Source organism: Micromonospora sp. DH13 (genome assembly GCF_020873825.1).
Classification (GTDB): domain Bacteria; phylum Actinomycetota; class Actinomycetes; order Mycobacteriales; family Micromonosporaceae; genus Micromonospora; species Micromonospora haikouensis.
The window spans coordinates 7773-33827 of sequence record NZ_JAHWGR010000018.1 but is presented as its reverse complement, the minus strand read 5'-3'; the positions used below and the strand labels follow the sequence as shown (position 1 = coordinate 33827).

The 26055-nt window shown below is 75.2% G+C and carries 1 protein-coding gene (cut by a window edge); it reads left to right on the top strand.

All coding sequences use genetic code 11. The annotated features are described in order from the left end of the window. Window positions 1-26055 carry the 3' portion of a hypothetical protein gene (locus LPA42_RS18365; protein ID WP_228986712.1) on the top strand. It extends 2883 nt beyond the left edge of the window, so the window shows 26055 of its 28938 coding nt (coding positions 2884-28938); its start codon lies off the left edge, out of view; it ends in the stop codon at window positions 26053-26055.

The following is a 26055-nucleotide window of genomic DNA, read 5'->3' as shown; positions in this document are numbered from 1 at the left end:
GGGCCGCTGACCGACCAGGAGTTCGACGTGCTCCTGGCCGCCGTGCACGACTGGTCCCGATCCTGGTCGGAACCGGTCGGCCTGGCCCTGCTGCCGCTGCTGGCGCACGCGCTCGACGTGTCGTTGAGCGTGCGCAGCCGTGCCGACGGCCGGGAGCGCGCGGTGTACGGGCCGGCGGACGCCGCCGCGGTGACGGTGTACCACAACGATCGCGACCACTTCGACGCCTCGTCCGCCGAGCCGAGCAGCCCGGCCGCCCCAGACACCCCGACCACCCCGGCCGCCCCCGACATCCCGGCCGCCCCCGACATCCCGGTCGCCCGGGACACCCCCGAGCCGCCAGCCGCCCCGGATGCCGCCGACACACTCGACGAGTCGTCGGCCGGCGCGGATCTCGACGGCGCGTACGGGCCGGCGGTGCGGGCGGCCCGCATCACGCCGGGGGAACGCGACGACGCCGGGGACGTACGCCTCAATCCGCTCTGGTACCGGCTGGCCGACTTCCCGGCCCACCTGCTCGACCCGGCGCGGGCCCGCACCTGGCGCTACGTGGTGGCCGAGGACGGCGAGGTCTACCTCGGCGCAGCCGACGCCGCCACGGCGATGCGGCAACGGGACTTCCGCGCCCTGCTGGCGGGGATGCGGCAGTACGATCCGGAGCTGACCGCCGAGCGGCTGCGGGAACAGCTCGGCGGGCATGGCCACGCGGGCCTCGCGGTCGGCTTCGACGCGCGGGGCCGGGCCATCGAGCGGCACGCGCGGATCGGCGGCGAGCTGACGTGGAACGAGTCGGCCCGGCGGTGGCAGGTCGACGACCGCTCGGCGCAGTACATGGGCGCGACACGTCCGGCCGCGACCCCCGACGAGATCCAGGGCTGGCTGGGCACCGTCGCGGCGGCGGTCGGCGGCCGGTTCGACCAGGACGTCACCCCCGTCCGGCACAGTGCCGACGACGCCGACCCGCCGGCCACCGTCACCGTCGACTTCGCCCCCGGCCAGCGGGCGGCCGAGGCCGGGCAGTGGCCCGAGCTGGACCTGTTCGTCGACCAGGTCGTCGCGCAGGCCCGCCGCGCGTGGGGGACCGAGCGCCCCCGGGTGGTGCGGGTCCGGATCGAGGGCGGCGGCAACGGCTCGGGTCGGCTGCGGCTGCGGGCCGACCGCACCGGCCGGCGACGGGCCGCCTCGCTGGCGGAGCTGGTCGGCACGATGGTGGCGGCGCGACTGAAGACCGAGGGGATTCCGCCGCGGATGGTCCGGGTCGACCAGACCAGCCGGGGCGCCGGCCGGTCGAAGAGCCCCGGCGCGCAGCGCCCGGCGACGCCGCAGCAGCGCCGCCGGGCGGTGCTCTGGACCGAGCCGGGGCCCGCCTACGCCGGCCGGCTCCGCCGCCGAGGGCCCGCGCCCGCCGACCGTGCCGGCCAGGACCGTGCCGGCCAGGACCGTGCCGGCCAGGACCGTGCCGGGCGGGACCGTGCCGGCCGGGAGCGGCGACGGTTGCGTAACCCCGCCGCGGCCGGTCGGGCAGGCCGGTCCGCCCCGGGCCGGCTGCGGCAGGACCCGGACGGGACCTGGCGGGTCGGCAGCGGCCAGGTGGTGACCCACGACGTCCCCGGCCGACCGGGGAGCATCGCCCTGCTGTCCGACCGGGAGTGGCGCCGGCTGGCCCGGAATCCGCGGCTGCCCGCCGCGACCGACAACGTGACGGTGCTGGTGCACGCGGCCGGCGACCGGTTCCGGGTGCCGCTGCGCCACGCCGACGGCCGCACCAGCGAGGTGACGCTGACCGTCGACGAGCTGCACACCCTGCTGGAATCGCCCGAGCGGGACGGCCGGCGACTGGCGTTGCTCTCCTGCGCGGCGGGCCGGATCGGCACGCGGTCCGTGCAGCGATTGGCCGACCTGCGCGACACCGACGTGTTCGCGCCCGAGGGCGACCTGGTGGTGGGGGCCGGGCCGGCGGGGCACCTGCCGCTGTCGGTCGACGGCCGGCCGTGGGCGCTGTTCGTGCCCGACGGCACCGGGGCGTGGGACGTGGTCAACGACGAGATCGTCGACCCTGGCCAGCCGGACCCGCCGGTCGCGGTGCCCTTCGCCGGGTACGCCAGCCGGGCCGGCGCCGCCGACCCGGGCGGCGTACGGCTGACCAACGCCCCGCTGCCGCCGACCGGGTGGGACCGGGTCCGCATCATCGGCGACGGGCTCTGCCTGCTCAGCGCGGTCGCCGTCGCGGTGCCCGAGGCGATGGCCGGCATCGCGGGCATGCCGGCGGATTCGGTGGAGCGGCTGCTGCGGGTACGCCGCGCGGGCGTCCACGACACCGACCTGACCGACATCGACGCGGCGCTGCGGGACGAGATCCTGCGGCGGGTGGCCGACCCCTCCCCGGCGATGGTCGGGCTGTTCGACCAGGTGGCCACGACCTGGCTGTTCCCGGTGGGGGAGGACGTGCAGACCACCCTGCTCGACGCGGTCGACACCTGGGACTGGCAGCGGCTGCTGCCCGGCCAGGACGACACGGAGAACGGCGGCCGGGTCGGTGACGTGCTGCCCCTGGTGATCGGCGCGGCGCTCGGCCGGCCGGTGTGGCAGGGGCGGCTCGACCCGCCGTCGGTGACGGTGCTCTGGCCGGACGGCGACGGGACGCCGGTGCGGTTGATCTACAACGGGCGGGACCACTACGACGCCTGGGTTCCTGACGCCCTGGTCACCCTGGACGACCCGGGCACCCCGGACGCCGTGACCGGCGACATCGGCGACAACCGCCGGGTCGACGACACCGGTGACAGCGACAAGGGGCCCGACTGGACGGGTGTGCTGCGCACCCCGAAACAGCGGGCCGTGCTGTGGCCCTGGGAGGGCGAGGAACTGGCGACCACGGCGACCACGCTCGTGCGGCAGGCCGACGCGGTGGACCTGCCCGGCCAGCATCTGCTCGTCATGCTCGCCGACTCCGAGCGTGCCCTGGTCCTCGGCGAGCGCATGCTGCCCGGAGCGATGCTGGACGCCGCATTCGTTGAGGGGCGGGCCGGTACCGCGTGGACGCCGACCGTGGTCGTCGACCGGCGGGCGCCGATGGTGCTCACCGTGGTCACCGACGACGACGCGCACGCCGTGGCGTTCGGCCGTTCCGTCGAGCGTGAACTGCGCCGCCGCCTGGACGAGGGCCTCGCCGTGCCGACCCACCTGAGTGTGGTGCCCATGGAGCGGCTCTGGGTGCCCGCCGAGCCGGTCCGGACGCCCCGGCTCCGCTTCCGGCTCCCCGTACCCCCCGCCGGGCAGCTCTCCCGGGCCCAGCTGGCCGGTCTGCCCGACCGGTTCCGGCAGGCGTACGTCGCGCCACCCGACTACACGGCCGGCGACCAGGCCCCGACGTACGAGCGGTCGCCCCGGGAGCAGCGTCCCACGAACCGGGTACGGCAGGACGAGTCGCGGCCGGCGGCGGCGTCACGCGGCCCGGAGGTCACCCCGCCCGGCCCGGTGCGGCGGGTGACCGTCGCGGACACCGGCCTGGCCGACGGCCTTGGCGGGCACCGGGGCTGGCTGCTGCACGGCGGATGGCCGGTGGCGACGGCCGACACCACCGGGGCGGCCCCGGTGGAGCTGACCGTGGCGGCCCCGGCCGACACCGCCCGGTTGGTCCGGTTGTCGTTGCCCGCGTTCGAGGACCAGCCGGCGCTGGAGGTGGACGCGCTGGTGGAGCCGCCACCGGGGGTGACGCTCGACGTCGATCCGCGCCTGGTCACCGTGGTGCCGTTGTGGCGCAACGACTTCGTCGACGGCCCGGTGGCCCAGCCGATCGTGGATCCGCCCGAGATGATCCTGCGGGCCTGGCGTTATCTGATCGAGGACACGGAGCAGACCGAGACCGCCACGGTCCGGGCCGAGCGGCCCGACCAGCACGACGACAGCCCGCTCACCGTGGTCGAGCGCCGGATGCTGCGCAACCGCGTCTTCAGCGTGGTCCGGGAACTCCTCTGGGAGACGTTCGGGGACACCCCGGCGTACGCCGTCGGACTGGCCGCGCTCGCCGCGATGCCCAACGACGTGCCCGTGGTCGACTACTGGAACAACGAACAGATCCGCGAGCTGATCGTGCGGTACCCGTGGCGGCTGCTGGCCGGGGAGCTGGCGTCCTTTGCCAACCGGCACCGCTGGCGGGGCGCGCACCGCATCGTCATCCAGCCCGGCGCACTGGACGCCGGGTCGTCCGACACGCTGGTCACCCCAGACGGTGTCCGCTACACCGCAGCCGACTACCTGGCCCGGCTGCCTGTTGTCGAGGGCGCCCGGGTGCTGTTCTTCCCGAACCTCGACCACGCCGCGGCGGCGGAGTCCGGCTTCATCCGGGCGGTACGGGCCTCCGCCATCGTCGTCCTGCCGACGCTGCTGCCCGTCGACGTCCAGTGGGTCGTCCTGGGCACCAGCGCCGTCACCGGCATCGAGGTGAATCTGCTCGTCACCCAGCTCGACGAGGCGCTCGCCCGGGCCACCCTGCACGCCGCCGACCCGGTCGAGGGTCGCCAGCTGGCCGAGGTGCTGCTCGCCGATCCCGACCTGCGGATCCATGAGGACGACGACTGGCTCACCGAGGTCTTCGACACCGGGCTGCTGGCTGCGCCGGCCGCACCCGTGCGGCTCCTGCTCGAATGGCCGGGAGGGACCAACGTCGAGGCCCTCCGCGCGGAGCTGCGGGAGGCCGAGGTCCTGCTGATCGACCCGGCCGTGCTGCCGAGGCACCACGTGATGATCGAGATCACCGATCCCCGGCCGGAGTTGGTGCAGTCCTTCCACGCCGAGCGGGGCGGGACGCTGATGCCGCAGTACCTCCTCGACGGCAGGTACGCCGCCGAACACCCCGACACCTGGCGGGTGGTGGCCGAGCCCTGGTCGCGCTTTCGGTCCTGGCTGGCGGTCGTCGAGCCGGAGCGGGTCTATCCCTGGGACCCGTACCTGCTGGCCCTGGCGCACCGGGACCGGGTGGCGCGGCTCGTCGACGAGACCCCCGGCGCCTGGCCGGGGGCCGGGCACCGCTTCGCCCCGGTGTCGGCCACCGCACTGGCGCAGGTGCGGGAGATGTCCGCCGGCCAGTCCGCCCGGGACGGGGTGATCTGGACCCGCTCCCTCGACTCGCCGACCCAGGCGATGCTGCTGGTCGAGGAGACCGCCCGGGGAATCGTCGAATATCCGGTGGTCTACTTCGTCCCGAGGCCGTCCCCGGCCCGGGCAGCGGTCACCATCCCCCAGCGTGAGGACGTGCAGGGCCGGGGCCTGGTCGTCGCCGTCGGTCAACTCGACGGCGACCGGCTGATCGGCGACGGCTGGGAGGTGACCGTCGACGAGGTGGTCGAGAGCGAGGCGCTGCGGGCGCATCCCCGGGTCGTGCTGTTCGACCGGTCGCCACCGGAGGGGAGCCCGTTCGTCGAGCAGTTGCTGGAGCGGGGCGTCGGCGTGCTCGCACCCAACGCCGACCTGGCCGGTTGGACCGCCGTCTATCAACTCCCCGGCTGGCAGTTGGAGTTGACCGGCCCGGACAGCGCGGACCTGCTGCGCGAGCTCCGGCACGAGTTCGACGCCGTGGTCCTCGGCGCGGCCACGGCCCGACGCCGGACCCCGACGCAGACCGCGCTGATCCGCGCGGTCTTCGACGTGCTCGGCCGGCCGTACGGGCAGGACGTCGTCGACGGCCAGGTCCACTTCCACCTGGACCGGTGGGCCTCGGCCGAGGCGTTCGCGGAGGACACCGGCCACGACGGGCTGCTGCTCCTCGGCGACTCCAACCAGCGCCAGCACCAGCACGACCTGACGCTGCGGGTCGCAGCCGACCAGGTCCGGGTGTTCCAGCGCTGGTCCGGCGAGGAGCTTTACCTGGTCACGGTGGACCTGGTCACGGTCGCCCCGGTCACCGACTTCCTCCGCGACCGGATCGCGACCGGGCCGGTCGTCCGCTGGACACCCGACCTGGGCCGGGCGGCGCAGGGGGCGAACGTGGGCCGGCCCTACGCGGACCACGTCGGTCTGGGCGGCCTACCGATTTCGCCCGACCACATCGACGACCTGATCCGGACGACCCGCGAACACCCGTCGTGGCGCAGCCGGGGTTGGGCGGTGGACCGCAGTGCGGCCGACGACGCCCAGTCGCTGGTGTGGCTGGGCGACGGGATGGTCGCTGTGGAGTTTCCGGTCGGCGGCGGCACGTCCGTGCTCGTCGCGGGCATGTCGGCGTCGGCCGTGCCCACCGCCGACCGGTACGCCGACGGCGTGGTGCTCTGGTCGCCCGGTCGCTCCGGCCTGCCGGCCGCCCTGCGTGCGGTGTCCCGGCTGGCCGTGGTCCCGCTGTCCGAGATCGACGACATCATCGACGGTGCCCGGGCGGGTTACGACGCGGCCGACGCCGTCGCGGCCCTGACCGACCGGCTGCCCCCGGGGACCCGGGTCATCGTGGTGCCCGGCGAGGTCGACGCGATCGGGGAGATCCCTGAGATCTTCGGCGCGGTGTACGCGGTGGTCACCCGCTCCACGATCGGTGACCCCGGGAGGTGGACGGCGTACGCGTGGTCCGACGAGGAACAACGGATCGGGGTGCTGAGCGGTGCGGACCTCGCGTACGTCGTCGCCGCCATGGTCGCCACCGACCCGGTGCTGAGGCAACAGAACCAACCGGCGCCGCCGGTACTGGCGCTGCCGCAGTCGGCCGTGCGGTTCCTGGCCGATACGGCGGCCGGCCAGGAGGACGACGTCGTCCCCGTCACCGACGTCGCCTTCGTCGCTGTCGACGAGATCAGCGCCGACGACCACCTGTTCTCGCTACCGGAGGGTTCGGTGCAGCGGGTCATGGCACCCGGGCCGGACGGGGAACCGGTCCTGCAGGGCTGGTTCATCGACGGGGAGATCCTGGAGGAGTCCGGGCACGACCTCCTGGCCGAGGACGACGGGCCGCTCGCCGTGATCCTGCCGACCCAACTCGCCGAAGACCTGCCCTACGAGCGGCGGCTCGCGCTGCTCGAACTGGCCCGTCTCGTCGGCGTCGGACATCCCGTCACCGACAATCCGCTGCGCCAGCACGGCATCCGCCCGGTCGACCGCACGCTCGTACCCGACTGGACGGTGCCGGTCGGCGCACCGGTCGGACCGGCCTGGTGGGTCGGCGCGGGCGTGTCGGTCACCGAGATCACGTCGACCCCCTCCGGCCGGCTCACCGCCCGACGGGTGCTGGCGTGGGAGGTGATGCCTCCGGCCACCGACACCGGGCAGCCGTCCGACGACGTGCCGCCGCCGCAGCTGATGGCGGTCCCCTACCGGGACGGGCCGCTGCTGCGCGTCCTGCCCGACCAGGTCTGGGCGTGGGGGCTGGGCCCGCTGCTGGGCGAACGGGGCGTCCTCGTCGAGCCCGGTGTGGTGACCGGTGACGGGGTGACCACCGGGCGGCCCGACGGGCGCGGCGCGCTGCCCGCCCGCGATTACCGGGCGATCCTGCCGGACACCGCCGCCGGCCTCCCCGTCGTCGTGCTGCTCGACACCGGCCCGGCGGCGGAGGCGTTCGCCGGGGCGCTCGCCGTGTTGGCGGCCGTGGTGCTGGTCCGGACCGATGACGGGCAGTGGCGGGCCCACCATCCCCGGCCGAGCACCGGCACCGCCGACGTCACGCCGGGACCCCAGGCGTTCCAGCTGGTCAACCAGGCCGTCACGGCGGTCACCGCCGACCTGGCCGACCTGGCCGGCGCGGTCAACGCCCTGGGCCAGGAGTGGGGCGGGAACATCTCGCGCGACGGCGTCAACCTGTGGGGCCGGCTGTCCGGGCTGCCCGCCGGCACCCCGGCGGACCGGGCCGCTCGGCTCGCCTCGGCCCTGTTCGGGATGGACCGGCTGCGGGCCGCCGTCGACGGGCCCTCCGGCGAGCAGTCGGTGGGGCGCGTGCTCACCCGGCTCGGTCTGCCCGGAGCGGCGGGGCAGCACCCGGCGTTGCTGGCCCGGCGGCTGCACGCGCTGCAGTTCGCCCCGGTGCCGGTCACGGCCCTGGGGCTGCTGCCGGCCAACTCGGTCGCCCTGGTCTGGCTGGGCGACGCCATAGTCCTCGTCCACCGGGCCCCCGGCGGCGCGCTGACGCTGGTGCGGCCGGATGCCGAGCCAGCCGACCGGCTGACCCCGCTCGACCCGGACGAGCTGACCGAACTGCCGTGGATGCTGCTGGCGCGCGGACGGCTGGTGGCGGTGCGCGTCGCGAGCGGCCATCGGGTGCTCGGCGGCCAGGTCGTATCCGACCCACCCCCGTACCCCGTGCAGGAGCGGCCGGCGGACCAGGACCCGGACCTGCCCTCGGACCAGGACCCGGACCAGGACCAGGACCAGGACCCGTCCTCGGACCGGGACCCCGACCAGGACCCGTCCTCGGACCGGGACCCCGACCAGGACCCGCCGTCGGACCGGGACCCGGACTCCGCGTCGACCGGCGAGGCGGTGCCGGAGACCGGCTCGGTCGACACCGCGTCCGTGTCGACCGGCTCGGCGCAGGAGACCGCACCCGCCGCGGCCGGGCCATCCCCGGCGGCGCTGCACGCCGTCGGGGAGGCGCTGCGCCTGCTGCCGCCGGCCCGCCTCGCGGCCGGCCGGCAGGTCCGCCGGGGCCGGCCGTCCCTGCCCCGGCTCGCCGAGTGGGTCGACGCGGTGCAGGTCGACGAGGCCGACGCCACCGGGGACAGCTTCCGGGTCCGGGCGGTCAGCGCCTACCTCGCCCTGCACGGGCGGATCGGCGACCTCCCGGTGAGCGACACGGCGGTGACCGCACTGACCCTGGACGGGCTCCATCAGGCGCTGGGCGGGCGACCGGCACCGCTCGACGCCGGCCACCCCGGCTCGCTGGTCCAGGCGCTGACCCGCCGACCGGGGGCGATGATCCTGGTCCACGAACGGCCGCCGGACGCGCCCGCCCGGGTGTTCTGGCTGGTCGCCGACGACCGGGACGGCGCCGTGGTGCCCCGGGTGGTCGATCCCGGCCGGTCCGGTGTGTTCGCCCGGTCCGCCGTCGACGACCCGGTCACCGCCGCGGCGCTGACCCGCGCCGGCACCACCGCGCTGGCGGTGGACGCCCGGGGCGACGCGATGGACCTGGCCGACTTCCTGACCCCGTCGACGGCCGGGCTCACCCGGGCCGCCGGTGACCCGGCGCTGGTCGTGGCCGACGCCACCGACCTGGTCCAGGCCATGGTGCGGCTGGTCGACGGCTACTTCGGGCGGACCCCCCGCACGCTCGGCGCGCAACTGACGGTGACCCCGGAGACGATCCCCGGCACCCTGGCCGCCGCGCTGGGCGGGCAGTTCGAACCCCTGCACGACGTCGAGGCGACCGTCACCGCCCTCCGCGCCGCGCCGGGCTCGTTGGCGCTGGCGTACCTGCCCCGGGCCGAGGAACCCGGCCGGTTGCTCATGTTCGTCGTCGAGCCCGGGGTGGCGACGGTGCCCGCCCAGCTCACGGTCGTCGGGGTCGACGCCGCCGACCTCAGCGACGCCGACCTGACCCGGGAGCTGTCCACCGGCCGGGCGCAGGTGCTGCTGCTCGACCCGACCGGCGCGGCCCGCCAGGTGCCGGGCCGGGAACCCACCGCGGAGCAGGTCACCGCGGTCCGCACCGCGATCACCGCGCAGCCGCTGCTGATCGGGGTGCCGCACACCGACCACCCGGTGTGGGGCGACGGGCTCGGCGCCCGGGTGACCCGGCGGTTGGCCGCGCTGGGCGTGACCATGCCCACCGCCCGGCCCCTGCTGCACGCGCTGGCCACCGACCCCACCGAGTTCCTGCACCACGGCTCCGGCCACCCGGTCCGGGTGGGCCGGAGCAAGCGGTTCGCCTGGGTACGGCTCGTGCCCCGTCCGAGCGACGCCGACGAGGTGCGGCTCGCCCCCGGGCTGGGCGGCATCGAGGACCGCCGCAGCACGGCCGTGTCGGCGTCGACGTGGGCCCAGCCACAGACCACCACCGCCCGGATCGTGGTGCCGATCCCCGCCGGAGGCGTCGGGGTGACCGTCCTGGGCGGTGTGCTGAGCAGCCGGGCGGTCCGCACGATCGGGCAGTCCCTCACCACCGGGGACAACGGGATGATGATCGGGGTGCCCGACTCGTTCCTCACCCGCAGCGCGGTGTACGTCCAGGTCGAGATCACCGAGCGGCCCGCCCCGCCGGCCTGGGCCGACGTCCCGGCCGCCTGGGTGCCCGGCGACGGCGACCGCTTCTGGTTCCGTACCCCCGAGGTGCTTGCCACCATGCGGCCGATCAGCGACGGCACCGCGCTGACGGTGAGTCGCGCCGGGGCGGCGTTCCTGCGGGACGCGAGCTACTCGGTGGAGGTCGTCGACGACGGCGCCCTGGCGACCACCGTGCTCTCCGGCATTCCCGACGTGGTCCGCCGGGGGAGCAACCTCAGGGTCTGGCGGCTCTGGGGCGGCCATCGGGCCCTCGACGCGGTGCAGCCCGGCGCGACCGGTCTGACCGCGACCAGCTCGTCGTGGCTGCGCCGGCCCGCCTACGCCCAGGGGGTCCGGCCCGCCCTGCGGCTGACCCGGCTGACCCCGATCGGAGAGCTGCCCGAGTCGGCGCTGCTGCGCGCGGCGGCCTCGGCCACCACGGGTCAGTCGGTGCAGTCCGCCTCGGACCGGGGCGGCTTCCTCGCGGTGCTGATCGGCCGGGCGTTCGGCCTGTTCCGGCTCTCCGCCGGGCCGAGCGTCTCGGTCGTCGACCGGCGTGCGCAGGCCATCGCACCGCAGGTCGAGACCACCGCCGGACAGGAGACGGGCGACCATGCCCTGGGGCTCTACCTGGCGGAATACACCGGCACGTTGCAGTGGAGCATGCACCGGTCGGTCACCCGGTCGCTGGCGCACCGGGGGCTGCGGCGCGGGGCGCAGCCGGTGACGGTGCGGACGCTGCTGGTCGTGCCGCAGCGGCACGTGGCGGAGCTCCCCCGGGTCCCCTCGACGGCCCGGCCCGACCGCGACCTGGTCGCCCTGCTGGCCCGCACCGTCGAGGAAGACCCCGACGACCCGCGTACCCTGCCCGACTACCTGTGGCAGGGCGACCGGCTGCGGATCGGACGCGGTTTCCTGCACGGCGGGGAACTGGTCGCCGGCCTGGTCGCCGACCGGCTGCGGCAACTGCTCGACGACGACCGCAACGCGGTGCACCGGCAGTACCTGCCCGACTGGGACGACCCACAGGTGCAGACCGCCCGGATCCGGCGGGCCCTGGACCGACTGGGCAACGAGGAACGCCTTTCGGCGCAGAACAGCCCGAGCCGCTACTCGGCCCGCCTGTTGGGCACCGCCGACGGGGAGCTGCTGATCGAGCTGCGGGTGCGGGACATCCTGTCCGGTCGGACGCTGGAGGTGCGGATCGGGGTGCGGCGTCGCCACCCGGACACGGCACCCCGGTACCTCGGCCGGCGGGGCACCCACCCGGACCCGGTCACCGCCGACATCCCCGAGCCCAGCGACAGCGAGACGAGTGAGTCGGAGGACGACGAGCCGACGGTGAAGCTGCGCACCAGCCAGGGCCGGGCGCAGGCGGCGACGAACCGGGCGGTACGCAGCGTCGCGTCGGGCGTGCAGGCCGGCGCGTCGGTGGGCAGCGACGCGATCGGCGGAGCCGCCGGGATCGGGGTGCGACTCCAGGGCGTCTGGCGGGACGTCATCGAGGTGACCCAGGGCAGCCAGGCCGGCGTCGTCGGCGTCGGCGGCGGCGCGGTCGCCGTGTTCGCCGACGACGTCCAGTTGGAGCTGTCGGCGTCGGTCATCGTCGAGTACCGCGGGTTCCTCGCCGACGCCTGGCGGTGGCTGGCCGACCAACCCGTGCAGGCGCAGCCACTGCGCTTCGCCGGGGACTCCACCATCGACCTCGAACTCGGCTTCTCGGTGCCGTTCACCCAGACCATCGCGGCCGGGCAGCCGCAGCCGGTCGTGCTGCCGACGCCGACCGGTGCGCCGAGCGCGGGCATCGTGCTGCGCGAGGCGCTCGGCGAGCTGCTGCCCCCGACGGTGAACCCGCAGCGGCAACGGCTGCGGAATCTCGGGGCGGCCCTGGCCCAGCACACCGTCACCCACCACGTCCACGGCATGCCCGAGCTGCGCGAACAACTGCTGGACGCGTTGCGGGGCGCCACCACGGACTACATGGACGCCGGGCACCTGCCGTCCGGCGCGGGCGGTCGCCGGCGGGGCACGGCGTTCAGCGGCGACATCCCCGGCACCCCCCTGCACCAGTGGCTCAACGCCTTCGTCGACCAGGGCCACCTGGCGGCGCTGCTGGCACCGGCGACCCAGCAACCCCAGCCGGTGCACGCCCCCAGCGTGGTCCTCGGCGACGACGTGCCTGCCACGGTGTTCGTCTTCGCCGAGGTGATCGGGCACGACCAGACACCGGCCGGCGCGCTCACCGGCGACGGGTACGAGAGCGCGGTGGCCGGGTTCGCGGTGCGCCGTTCGGCCGCCGAACGGGGCGGGCAGTTCCGGCTGGAGGTCGGTGGGGGTGGCGCGGCGTGGCGGGCGGCCGAGCCCGCCGCGCCCGCCGGCCAGCCCGGTGACGCGGGCGGGGCGACGCCGGGCGGCCAGCCGCCCGCCCCGAACCCCACCCAGCCGGCCGCCCGCACCCCCACCCAGCCACCCGCGACCCTGGCGCTGCGGCTGTTCGGCCGGCGGCAGATCGAGTGGACCAGCGGCGAGACGGTCCTCGCCGCCGCCGAGGTCGAACGGAACATCAAGCACTCCGAGTCCCGGACGGTCCTGCTGGGCGTGCACGGTCGGCTGCGGGTGCACCTCGCCGTGGTGCTCACCGAACCGAAGTGGGTGCTGCCCGACCGGGCCTTCACCCGCTACCAGCAGGTGGGCGACGTGTCCCTGCTGGGTCAGATGTCGGCCGAGGAGTACCGGCAGGCCCTCGGCCTGACCCCCGGCGGCTGGCGGCTGCCGCGCCAGGTCACCCCGCCGGCGGCGCAGGTGATGCACCAGACCAGCCGGCTGGTGGACGCCCCGGCCATCGGTCAGGCCATGCTGAGCTGGCTGCGTTCGCTGCGCCTCGGCGGCGACGAGGGGATGGAGCTGGTCGGCCAGGACCGCAACGCGGGCATGAACATCAGCACCGTCCTGCACCACACCGACCCGGTGACCGTCGCCGCGCACCTGGGCGACCTCTTCGACGGCGGCCTGAGCTTCGTGCTGCGCTACCCGGGACTGCTCAGCCGCCCGGCCGTGCAGATCATCGTCCGGGCCGTACCCGCCGCCGACCCTCCGCAGGTGGGCGAGCTGCGGGCGGGCGCCAGCAACCTGGAGTTGAGCGCCGTCAGCGAGGTCGGCGGCGGACGCCAGTCCGGCGAGGCCGTCACCGACGAGGTGGTCCCGGTGGCGCACGTCGGGGAACGGGCGGCGCTCAACGCGCTCGGGGTGCTCGGGCGTGCCGCCGCCGGCCGGTCCAGCGACGTCGCCGTCAGCCGGGCGGTCACCGCCGTCGAGACCCCCGGCCCGTGGCTGCCGGTCGACTACGGCCCGCAGCGCCTGGTCTTCACCGCTTACCGTCGCCGGCAGGAGATCGGCCGGCACGAGATCACCGTGCCGCTGCGCACCGAGACCGCCGCCGAACACCTCAACCTGACCTACCGGCCGTCCGGCCCGGCCACCGTGCTGCCCGACCCGGCCGCGGTGACCGACGCCCCGCTGACCGTCGGCGGGACGGACGGGCCGCTGCGGCTGGTGCCGATCCCGGCCGACAACTGGCTGGCCTGGCGGGACGCCGCCGTGCCGGTGCCCGGCCGGTACGCGGCGCTCGGCTTCAACGGGGCCGCCGCCCTCCAGGCCGCCGCGCTGCGGGCGCTGCGGATCGTCGGGTCCGGACCGACGGTGGGGATGCCCGGGTCGACCCTCAACTACCAGCTGATGACCCTGCTGGGACGGACCCACCTGTGGGCCGCCACCCCACACCGGATGGCCGGCCCCTACGAGATCACCCTCGCCGACGGGTACCGCCTCGTCCTGCACACCCGGGTCACCTCGGTGCGGCTGGACAGCGTGCTCGTGCCCGCCGAGGGAGCCTCCGGTGTCGGCGGGGCCGGCCGGCACGGCGACGCCCGGCTGGTGGCCCGCGCCGACGCCGCCCTGCCGGACACCCTCGGCACCTCGGTCGGGGTCGTGCCGGCGCTCGGCGTCTCCGTGCCGGGCAGCTCCAGCCAGCAGGAGGCCACCGGGCACCGGACCGACGTGATGCGGCTGGGGCCGGATGACGAGGGCGCGCGGGCGAAGGTGTGGTGGACCACCGAGACGGTCGTCGTCGCCGAGCACACCGACCTCACCGGCACCCGCCGCACCGCCGTGCAGGTGACCATGCCCGACTCGCAGCCGGTGCTGGTCGACCAGGCCGAAGCCCTGGACCACCTGCTGGCCGGTGATGTCCCCGGCAGCGCCGACGTCGACCGGGTGGTCGTGGCCGGACTCCTGGAGCAGGCGGTCCACGCCGCGCAGCAGGCGCAGAAGGCGCTGAAGTCCTGGCGGGAGCTGGAACGGATCGCCCTGGTCGCCGAGTTCCCGGGCGACGCCGGCACCGCCGCCGACACGGTCGCCAGGGCCGCCGCCGCGAACGCGGCGGAACGGGCCGAGGCGGAGGCGTCCGCCCGCCGCCGGTGGTGGGAGGCGCGCGCCGAGGTCGAACGGCTGGTGGCTCTGGCCGCCGGCCACCTCGGCCGCGGCTCCGCAGCAGACCCGGTCGCCGAGCCGGTCCTGCTGCCCCCGACCGACGGCACCGATCCGACGCCGCCCGGTGGACAGCCCGCCCCGACGGCGGCCGGGCGGCCTGACCCGGCCGAGCCGGTCGTCGCCGACCGTGAGCCGGCCGAGCCCGCCGTCGCCGACCGTGAGCCGGCCGAGTCGATCGCAGCGGTGGCCCCGGCCGGGCCGACACCGCCACCGCCACCGCCACCGGCGACGGTTCGCGCGGTCGCCGACAACCAGTTCACCGCCCTCCCTCCCCCCACCGCCGGGGAGATCGTCGATGTCAACCGCAACGGCCTCTGCCTGCTCGAATCCGTGGTCGTCAGCGCGCTGCCCGAGGTGCGCGGCCTGCTGCCCGACGGGTACCGCGGGCACCTCGACGAGATCCAGGCATGGCGGGACGCCCGGGAGCCCGTCGACGTGACCCTGCCCTCCCGCCTGCGCCCGCTGGTCCTGCGGGTCGCCGACGGCCTGCGTGCCCAGATCCATGCCCTGCTCGTCGACGGCCGGCTCGCCGAGGTGGAACGGGCGATCGCCGGCGATGGACTGCTGGGCCAGGGCGTCCGGGCGCAGCGGCGGTTGCACGCCCAACTCGTGCAGACCGTCAGCAGGTGGCAGGCGGACTGGGCGGCCGACGCCGGCGACTACCTCGTCCTGTTGGTCGGGGCGGCGCTGCGCCGGCCCGTGGTGCTGGCCACCCCCGTCCCGACGGCCCGTCCGGCTGGCCGCGCGACCGGCGGGGCCCAGGCCAACGACGGCGCTCGGGCGGGTGACGACGCTCGGGCCGACGACGACGCTCGGGCGGGTGATGACGTTCGGGCCGACGACGGCGCCCAGGCGACCGTCGGCGGCTGGTCGGTCCGGACGGTCTACAACCCGCGCTTCGACGGCGCCGAGGCCCGGATCAGCGAGGGACCGGTGCTGCTCTACCTGGCGAACGGCCACTATCGGGCCTGGCTGCCGGAGGCGGACGTGCTCGATCTGGCCCAGGCCCGGGAGGAGGCGATCACGCTGCCCCGCCCGGCGGCCGGCCTCTGGCGCGACGACACCGCCCCGGCCACCCGCCGACCCGCGACGATCGAGAGCGATCCCGGGCACGGCGACGCGGAGAGCGACGCCGTGTTCAGTGATGCCGAGAGCGATGCCGGGTCCGACGGCGCCGTCCTCGGCCATCCGGACAGCGATGCCGGCGCGCCCCGGCCGCCCGGCCGGATCCGGCATCCGCTGACCCCGGCCGGGTTGGAGACGGCCGTACGGGCGACCGTCGACGCAGCGGCCGCCGTCCGAGCGGCCGATCCGACCGCCTCGGCGACGGACTGGAACCCGCCCGAGGACCCGCAGTCGTGTCTCGCCCTGGCCCGCAGGTTCGCGGCCGTCCTGCACCCCGGCGTCGACGGGTTCACCCGGCCGGGTTTGCGGGTCGGTCGGACCCGGGACGATGCCGCGATCGGCATCCGCTGGGCCGGTGACTTCGCCGGTGACCGGTCCGACTGGGCGGTGGTGGATTCCTGGGCGCGGGTCGAGGCGGCGCTGGTCGCCGCCGCGCCCGGCACGGCGGCGTTCGTCCTGTTGGAGCGGCCTGGTCGTGCGCCGGGGCATGCCTTCGCCGGTTACCGGTTGGATCGCGCCACGGATCCGGTGCGGTGGGTGCAGTTCGGTGGTGAGCGGGGTGCGGTGGTGTTGCCGCAGGTCGCGGCCGACAACCAGCTGCCGCGGCTGAACGCGTTGGGCCCGGAGGTCGCGGCCCGTGCGGTCCTGGTCGATCCCGACGGTACGGTGGATCCGGCGGCCCTGGTCGACGTGGCGGCGCCCGCGCTTGTCGCGTCGGATTCGGTGGCGCGGTCGATCGTGGACGCGCCGGTGAACCGGACCGTCCTGGGCCACGGCGCGGAGTTCGAGTTCTTCGAGATGCTCGACCTCAGCGCGGCGATCGACCTGATCGAGGGCGCCACCGTCGAGACCCTGCCCCTCGCCGCCCAGACGTACCCCCTCGCCGCCGACGACGCCGGAACGATCAGCATCGAGGTCGAGAAGAAGGACTACTACCGCGACAGCCAGGATGGCCGGCTTTACCGCCGGCCGGCGCCGACGCGGACCCGGGAGACGGTCGCCATCGTGGAGGTCGTCGCGGGAGTCGTGCCCGACACCGACGCGGAGGTGGGCACGCATCTCGCCGACGAGTCACTGTTCCCGTCGATCGCGGCGTTCGAGAACGCCCTGTCCGCCCTGACCGGTCCCGTCCGGTTCGCGGATCTCCTGGCTGATTTCCAGGCCACCGGCCACCTCACCGAGCTGCGGCTGACGCCCGTGGGAGAGCGGGCGCTGATCGGGCCGCGCCCGCCGGACAGTGACCCCGGTGCCCGGGTGCACCACAGCATCGGCGTCCCGCTCGCCGGGGCGTACTCCTTCCTGGCCTACGTCGCCGCGCACACCTGGCGCAGCCCGACGAGCGTGGCGCCGTCCCACGCCCGGCCCCACCTGGACGACGCGCTGCGGTTCGCCGACGCGCTGGCGGCCCGGTTCGCCGCCACCGGTGCATCGGCCCGGGACGTCGCGGAGCTGCGCGGCTTCGCCGCCATGCTGTATGTGAATGCGGCCGGGTACGCGAACCGCTTCATCTACCGCGGCGGCGCCAAGGAGAACCTCGGGGCGGCGTCCCGACACGACATGGCGGTGCTGATCGAGCAGCTCCCGGCGGCGGCCAGAACCTTCTTCACGGAGGGGTTCACCGAGGTCGAAGGGTTGTTCCGTGCCCAGTTCACGGCCCGCTTCCCGGATCTCGCGGACCGCTTCAGGGACAGGCACGGCGAAGAACTGCCCGGTGACTTCTTCCAACTGCCCGGTGGGCAGACGCCGACGGTCGTCGATTACCTCGCCGGACGGGTGTCCCAGCGGACGGCGTTCGGCGGGATGACCGTGCTCCCGGCGCTCGACGACGTCAACGCCGCGCTGCCGCTGGTGGTGCTGGAGGTCCGCTACTTCGGCGCGCAGCACGTTGTCGGGGCTGCGGCCCAGGCCGAGGCCGAGGCGCTGCGGGAGGCGGCCAGGGCGGCCTTCAGCGAGGCGTTGCGCGTCACCGGCACGGTGGTGCTCCGGTCAGGCGCCGTCACGCTGCCGCCCGACCAGAGGCTCTGGTCACTGTCGCGTCGCACCGGCCGACCCGGGCTGCTCACTGTCGAGCTTCCTCTCAACGAGCAGGGCTGGTCGCTGCGTCCCCTGCTGCCGATGCCCGCCGACGTGACGGCGATCCGGGTCGTCCAACACGTCGACCTCCCCGAGCACTTCGTCGCTTTGCAACGCCTGGCTGACTTCACCGGCCGACCGGTCTACGCGCTGGCCGACGACACGGCGGCGGTCTGGGACCCGGACCTGCGGGACGTGCGGGTCGACGGGCCTGACGACGTCCGTCCCTGGCTGGAGTTCCTGCCGGCGGCGTACGAGGCTGTCACCACCGATCCGCCCCGTCGGTGGGGGATCGGTGCCGGCGGCCAGCTCACCCCGCTGACCGGCGGCGACGGCTCGGAGCCGGCCCTGACCGTCCACCCGAGGGAGCTGCTCCCGACGCCCGGCCAGCATCTGCCCCCCGTCGTCGTCACCCACGATCCGGAGGTGCGCGCTGCCGCGGCCCGGATCCAGGTGCCCCCGGGCTACCTGGCGGTCGTCGCCGGCCCCGACGCGCCGACCGACGTGCATCGCTGGGCGGCGGACGTCGTCGAGGCGGCCACCACGCATTCCGTGTCGGCTGAGGCGATCCTCCTGGTCGGGCATCCGCTGCCGCACCTGGCGGCGCAGACCCTGGCCGACGAGTTCGGCCGGGTGGCCGACGCGCAGGGAGCGGGCATCGCGTCGGTCGTCGTGACCCACGGGGCCGACATCGAGGTCTCGACGCGGACCGGTGAGGTCAGGACGGTGCCGGTCACCGGCCACGACGAGCTGGACGGCTGGCGGGTGTTCCGGCCGTTCGCCCGGGGCGGGACGACCGCCGTCCCCGACGCCGTGCGTGCCGCGATCACCTCGCCGGCGACGGCGGCGGGCCCGGCCGGCCCGGGGGCCGGCGACGCCGGGTGGGTCCGGCTGCACACCGACACCGGGGCGGCGCTGCGCGACCCGGACGAGCCGCCGGGGTGGGCAGCGCGGCGGGCGGCGGCGCCGGTGGCGGTCCGCCAGCACCGCTGGGTGGACCCGGTGAGCCTGCCGGGGCCCGGCCAGCACGACCGGTATGTGGTCGAGTCGCGCTTCGAGATCCGCCGCTTCGAGTACGACGGCCAGCCGGTGACCGACCTGACCGTGCGGGTCTGGATCGACGGCGACCCTGCCGGCGAGGTGCTCGCCGACCTCCGGGACATGGTGCACCTGATGCTGAACGGCGACAGCCACGCCGGCGAGGACGCCTACGTGCTGCCCAACGGCCACGGCGACCGACTGCACGTCACCGTGGCGCGGGCCACCTCCGCGGACGACGCCCACCTGGCGGTGCAGCTGGTCGACGAAGGCCCGACCGATCAGTTCCACTGGCGACACGACGCCACACCGGAGCAACGACTGCACGAGTTCGCCCACCAGCTCGGCCTGCGCGACGAGTACCGGGACAGCACCTCGTCGCACCGTCCGGACGTGCCCGGCAGCCTCCTCGGTGACCTCACCGGTGTCGCCAGCGACGCACTGACCTCCGACGAGCTGGCGCAGCTGTCCGACGAGGAGGAGATCCAGTTGCGGGGGATGCAGTGGGCCGGGCTGCGGCCCCGCCACCTGCAGCTGCTGGCGGCGCTGATCGGGGAGCCGGACGCCGACGGGGCGTACCGGGGGACGGGCCCCACCTCCGAGCGGATCGGTGTCGCGCCCCGCGCGCCGCAGACCGCGATCGACCAGGCGGGTCAGCCGCTTCCGGCGGTTGACACCGAGTCCGGGGACGTGGCGGCCGGTGAAGCCGGGAGCGAGCGGATCGAGGTGTCCCGGCGGGTTGACCGGATCCGGCACCCGTTGACCCCGGCCGGGTTGGAGACCGCCGTGCAGGCGACCCTGGACGCGCAGGCTGCCGTCCGGCCGGCCGATCCGGCCGCCTCTGCGGCGTCCTGGAACCCGCCTGAGGATCCGTTGTCGTGTCTGGCTCTGGCCCGCAGGTTCGCGGCCGTCCTGCACCCCGGTGTCGACGGGTTCACCCGGTCGGGGTTGCGGGTCGGTCGGACCCGGGACGATGCCGCGATCGGCATCCGCTGGGCCGGTGACTTCGCCGGTGACCGGTCCGACTGGGCGGTGGTGGATTCCTGGGCGCGGGTCGAGGCGGCGCTGGTCGCCGCCGCGCCCGGCACGGCGGCGTTCGTCCTGTTGGAGCGGCCTGGTCGTGCGCCGGGGCATGCCTTCGCCGGTTACCGGTTGGATCGCGCCACGGATCCGGTGCGGTGGGTGCAGTTCGGTGGTGAGCGGGGTGCGGTGGTGTTGCCGCAGGTCGCGGCCGACAACCAGCTGCCGCGGCTGAACGCGTTGGGCCCGGAGGTCGCGGCCCGTGCGGTCCTGGTCGATCCCGACGGTACGGTGGACTCGGCGGCCCTGGTCGACGGCGGGGCGTTCGCGCCTGTCGCCTCGGATTCGGTGGCGCGGGCGATCGTGGACGCGCCGGTGAACCGGACCTTCCTGGGGCACGGCGCGGAGTTCGAGTTCTTCGAGATGCTCGACCTCAGCGCGGCCGTCGACATGTTCAAGGACGCCACCGTCGAGACCGTCCCCACCCGGGCCCGGACGAGCGCTCTCGCCGCAGATCCCACAGGAACGATCGTCATCGAGGTCGAGACCAAGACCTACTTCCGCGACAGCCGCGACGGCAGGCTCTACCGTCAGCCGGTGCCGGAACAGGATCCGGAGACGGTCGACGGCGCGGACGGCCAGGGCTCGCCGACGCCGGAGCGGACCCCGGAGACGGTGGCCATCCTGGAGGTCATCGTCGGCGTCGTGCCCGACACCGACGCCGAGCTGGACGCGCATCGCGGCGACGAGTCGTTGTTCCCGTCGATGACCGCGTTGGGCAACGCCCTGTCGGCGCTGACCCGGCCCGTCCCGTTCGCCCACCTCCTGGCCAAGGTCAAGGCCGCCGGCCACCTCTCCCAGGTGGTGCTGACACCGCTCGGGACGAAGGTCAAGATCGGGCCGCGCCCGCCGGACAGCGAGCCGGGTGCCCGGGTGCACCACAGCATCGGCGTCCCGCTCGCCGGAGCGCACTCGTTCCTGAGCTACGTCGCCCAGCGCACCTGGCGCAGCCCGACGAGCGTGTCCCCCTCCCATGCCCGCCCGCACCTGCAGGACGCGCTGCGCTTCGCCGACATCGTGGCCGATCACTTCGCCAGCCAGGGGGGCAGCGCCCGGGACGTCGCGGAGCTGCGCGGCTTCGCGACCGTGCTCTACTCCAACACCGCAGGCGTCACGGGGTGGTGGATCCACGAGGGCCTGGTCAAGGAGAACGTCGCGGCGCTGTCCCGGCAGGACATGCGGATGCTGCTCGACCAGCTGTCACCGGCGGCACAGGACCATTTCACGGCGAACCTCAACAGGATGGAGCAGCTCTTCCGCCGGATGTTCACGACTCGGGTCCCGGACATCGAGGCGCGTTTCCAGAGGGAGACCGGCGTCGAGCTGACCAGTGACTTCTTTTCCAGCCCCGCCTTCGTCGACAAGGAGAACGACGGCAAGGAGCAGTCGATCATCGACTACCTCCGCGCAGAAGTGCGGCAGCACCTCGGATACGGCGGGATGACCGTGCTCAGTGGCCTCGACAAGTCCAACGGCGCGCTGCCGCTGATGGTGCTGGAGGTCCGCTACTTCGGCGCGCAGCACGTCGACGGCGTCGCCGCACAGGGGGAGGCGGAGTCGCTGCGGCGGGCGGCCGGGGCGGCCTTCGACGAGGCGCTGCGGGTCACCGGCACGGCGGTGACCCGGCCGGGTGGCGTGCAGTTGGCGTTGCCGTCCGACCGGCGGCTCTGGCCGATGTGGCGCCACGCGGGCCCGCCGGGGCTGCTCACCGTGGAGCTGCCCCTGGACGAGCCGGACTGGTCGCTGCGACCCCTGTTGCCGGTTCCCGACGAGGTGGCCGCCATCCGCGTCGTCCAGCGGGTGAGCCTCTCGGAAAAGGTCATCCCCCTGCAACGCCTCGCGGACCTCACCGGTCGGCCCGTCTACGCGTTGGCCGAGGAGGCGACGGCGAGGTGGGATCCGGAGCTGGGCGATGTGCGGGTCGACTGGCCCGACGGTATCCGGCCGTGGCTGGAGTTCCTGCCGGCGGCGTACGAGGCCGGCGCCGATCTGACCCGCTGGTGGGGGGCCGGCCCCGGGGGTCGGCTCATGCGGCTGAGTGACAGCACCGAGCTGGTGCCGCCGGTGACGGTGCAACTGAACCTGTTCCCGCCGGACGTGGAGCACACCCTGCCCTCCGTCGTCGGCACCGGGGACCCGGCCGTCCTCGACCTCGTGCCGCTGATCCAGGCGCCCCGCGGCTACCAGGTGGTCTTCGCCGGCCCCGACGCGCCCACGTACGTGCCCGGCTGGGCGACGGCCGTCGTCCGGGCGATCATCGCCCAGTCGACACCGGTCGAGGGCGTCCTCCTGATCGGGCACCCGCGGCCGTACGCGGCGGCGCAGGCCCTGGTCGACCTGCTCGGCCAGACGGTCACCGAGCAGCCGAGGCTCCTCGTCACACCGGTGGTCCTGACCCACGGGGCGGACATCGAGGTCTCGACGCGCACCGGTGCGATCAGGGCGGTGCCCACCAGCGGCGACGACGAGCTCGGTGGATGGCGGGTGTTCCGGCCGGAGCAGACGGGCCGCACGAGCGTCGTCCCCGCCGGCCTACGCGCGATGATCACCTCTCCGACAATGCCGGCGGCGCAGTCAGGCCCGGCGGGTGACGCCGACCGGACGGACCCGACGGGCCGGCGGGCCGGCGCCACCGAGTGGGTTCGGCTCCACACCGACACCGGGGCGGTGCTGCGCCAGGAGGACGAGCCGGTGGAGTGGACGGTGCGGCGCGCGATGGCGCAGGTCGCGGTCCGCGAGCACCACTGGGTCGACCCGGTGAGCCGACCCGGACCCGACCCGGACGACCGGTACGAGGTCGTGTCGCGGTTCGAGGTCCGCGGGTTCCGGTACGGCGGCCATTCGGTGACCGACCTGACCGTGCGGGTGTGGCTCGACGACGACCCCGCCGGAGAGATGCTCGCCACCCTCCGGCGCGGGGTGCACCGGGTGTTCAACAGCGACGGTTACGCCGACGAGAACGCGTACCGGCTGCCCAACCGGTTCGGCGACCTGCTGCACGTGACCGTGGCCCGGGCCGCCTCCCCGCAGGACGCCCACCTCCGGGTGCAGGTGATCGACGAAGGGCCGACCGACCAGTTCCACTGGCGTCACGACGCCCTGGAGGAGGAGCTGGTGCACGAGTTCGCCCACCAGCTCGGCCTGCGCGAGGAGTACCGCGACGACACCGCACCGCACCGTCCGAACGTGCCCGGCAGCCTCCTCGGTGACCTCGCGGGACTTCCCGGCGATGCCCTGACCGACGAGGAGCGGGCGGCGTTGTCCGACGAGGAGGAGGCCCAGCTGCGGGGGATGCGGTGGGCCGGGCTGCGACCGCGTCACCTCCACCTGCTGGCGGCGCTGATCGGGGAACCGGACGCAGACGGGGCGTACTGGGGTGCGGACAAGGTCGTCCAACCGATCGGTGTCGCGCCCTTCGCACCGCAGACCACGACGGGCCAGGCGGGGCAGCAGCCTCCGGCAGCCGACCCGACGGTGCCGCCGATCACGGCGGCGGAGCTGGAGGGGGCGTGGCGGACCGGGACCGAGCGCGTCGCTTTCGAGTTCCCGATCCGGATCCCTGCGGAGCACGGCCTCCAGACGGTGCCCGATCTGGTAGGCCTGGTCCGGCGACCGTGGGACCTGGAACTTCTCGGCGACTCCGTGCCGCCGGCGGCCGCCGAGGACCACCAGCGGCTCACCCCGCCCGAACCGGTCGTCGACTGGGCCATGTTGACCGGACCGGCCCGCCAGGAGCTCGCCCAGCGGGCTGCGCTGGTCACGTCCTGGCTGGCCGGCTCACCGCAGCCGGTGGCGTACGGCACGACGCTGGAGTTCAGCCTGGTGCTGCGGGTGACCCCGGGCGTGCTCAGCGTGGCCCGGGAAGACGCGGTGGCCCGCCTCCTGGCCGACACCGCCGCCGACTTCCTCCGCTTCCAGCTCGACGCGCAGCTGCCCGTCGGGGTCCTTCCGGTGCGGGTCCTCGCCGGGGTCACCGCCTTCGACCGGGCCCTTCCGCAGGCCCGGATGCAGGTCGAGCTGTCCCTGCGCCGGGTGCTCCCCGGCCCGGCGCACGGCGACGATCCGACCTCCGACAGCGTGATCGGAGGCGTGTACGACGGTCGGGACCTTCGGGGCGACATGTCGCTGCGGATCACCGAGGCGCGGCAGGTCGTCGCCGGGTTGTCCGCCGGGGAGCCGGAGACCGCCGCGGCGGTCGTCGTCCACCAGCTCGGCGGCGTCCTGGTCCGGCTGCTGCCGGTGCTTGCCACGCCGACCCTGGCCGCCCCGTTCACGGCCCGTGCGGCGCAGGTGGGCGGCGTGCTCGACGACTTCCACTGGCTGGTGGGCCAGTGGGCGCGGCAGTGGCGCACCGGGGACGTCGCCGTCGCCGCCCTCGTGGCGCGCGCCACCGGTGCGCTCGACGCGATCGTCGAGCTGGTGCCGCTGATCGACCTGGCCCCGGCCGCCCATCGGGACCTCGACCTGACGCCGCTGGTCGACGGCCACCAGCCGGACGACGCCGACCACGTCGCGGCGCTGGCCCGGTTCCGCGCCGAGCTGACCCGGCTGCGGGGCGCCAGCGAGATCGCGCTGGACGAGCCGATCATGCAGGTGTACGGCTGGCAACTGCTCACCCAGGCGCTCGGGGCGCTGTGGTTCGGCGTGACCGAGGGCCCCGGCCCGATCGCCGACGGGCGCGTCCTCGGGGCCGTCGGCGCGGCGCTCGACGCGTACCACGAGGTGGTCGGCGGGCTCGGCGACGGCAGCCCCGATCTCGCGGCGTTCGACCGGGCCGCCGCGGCCGTCGGGGTGCTGGCCGACCGGCTGCGCCCCAGCCTCGACCAGGCGGCGATCGACCGCAACCTCGCCAAGCTCGACGACGCGCTGGCGGTGGTGGGTCTGCGCACCGACGTGCAGCTCGACCGGCTCACCCTGGACACCCGGGAGGCGATGCTCGACGGGCTGCTCGGCGCGGCAAGCCTCGCCCTGGACGCGTTCCGGATCAGCCGTGACCCCGGCCGCGGCGGCCTCGCCGGGATCCCCGGCGCGCCGGGTCCGCTTGCCGACTGGATGACGCTGCTGCGCACCCTCCAGCGGATGACCGTCCTCTGGGGCAGCGGGGTGCCGGACCTGCCCCGCCTGCGCGCGATGCACGGCCTCGCCCAACAGGTCCGCGACGGCATCGTGGCCGGGCGGGCCGACTTCACCCGGTTGGTCAACCGGGACGCCCCCGGCGGCGACCCGCGCGACGTGTCGAACCGGGTCCTCGACGCACCGCTCGCCCCGGCCCGCCCGCTCGCCCCGGCCCGCCCGGGTGCGGGGGAGGCCGGACCAGGGCCGGTGCCGCCCGGCCCCGGCCAGGTCCGGCTGCACCTCGTCGTCGAGGCGCCCGACGGAACGGCGGGGGCCGTGTCGACCGACCTGCATCAGGATCCGGACACCGGCCAGCTCCGGGTGCGGGTCGGTGACCCGTACGCCCCGGTTGCCGTGTTCGCGCGGCCGGAGACCGCGCACGGCGTGGCCCGGGGGATGGCCGACCACGTCGCGCAGGTGGGCCTGCCCTCCGGCGACGGCCCGGTGGTACGTCAGTTCGTGGTCGACGCCGACGCGTTCACCGCCCCGGACGACGCGCAGGTGTACGTCTTCCCGGCCCGCGACTTCGCCGCCCTGGTCGACCGGGCCGAACCCGGCTCGCTGGCCAGCTACGCGACCGACCCGGACGCGGTGGCGGGCGACGGTGGGGTGCGTGGCCTGGACGCGCTCGCCGCCGCCGACACCCCGGTCGTCCCGGTCGACGAGGCCAGCCGGATGCTGCCGACGGACGAGCCGAACGCCCGGCACCGACCCCGCGTCCTCCTGCCGCACACCGTCGTCGTGGCGTCCCTCGGCGACGTCCTGGTGATCGGCGATCCGGCATTGCCGGTGTACCCGGCCGACGCGCAGCCGGCCCCGCCGGCCCCGGTGCCGGACCGCCCCGGCGTGCCGCCCCGACGGCGGAACCGAACGCCACGACCGGCGGCGGACCGGGGATGA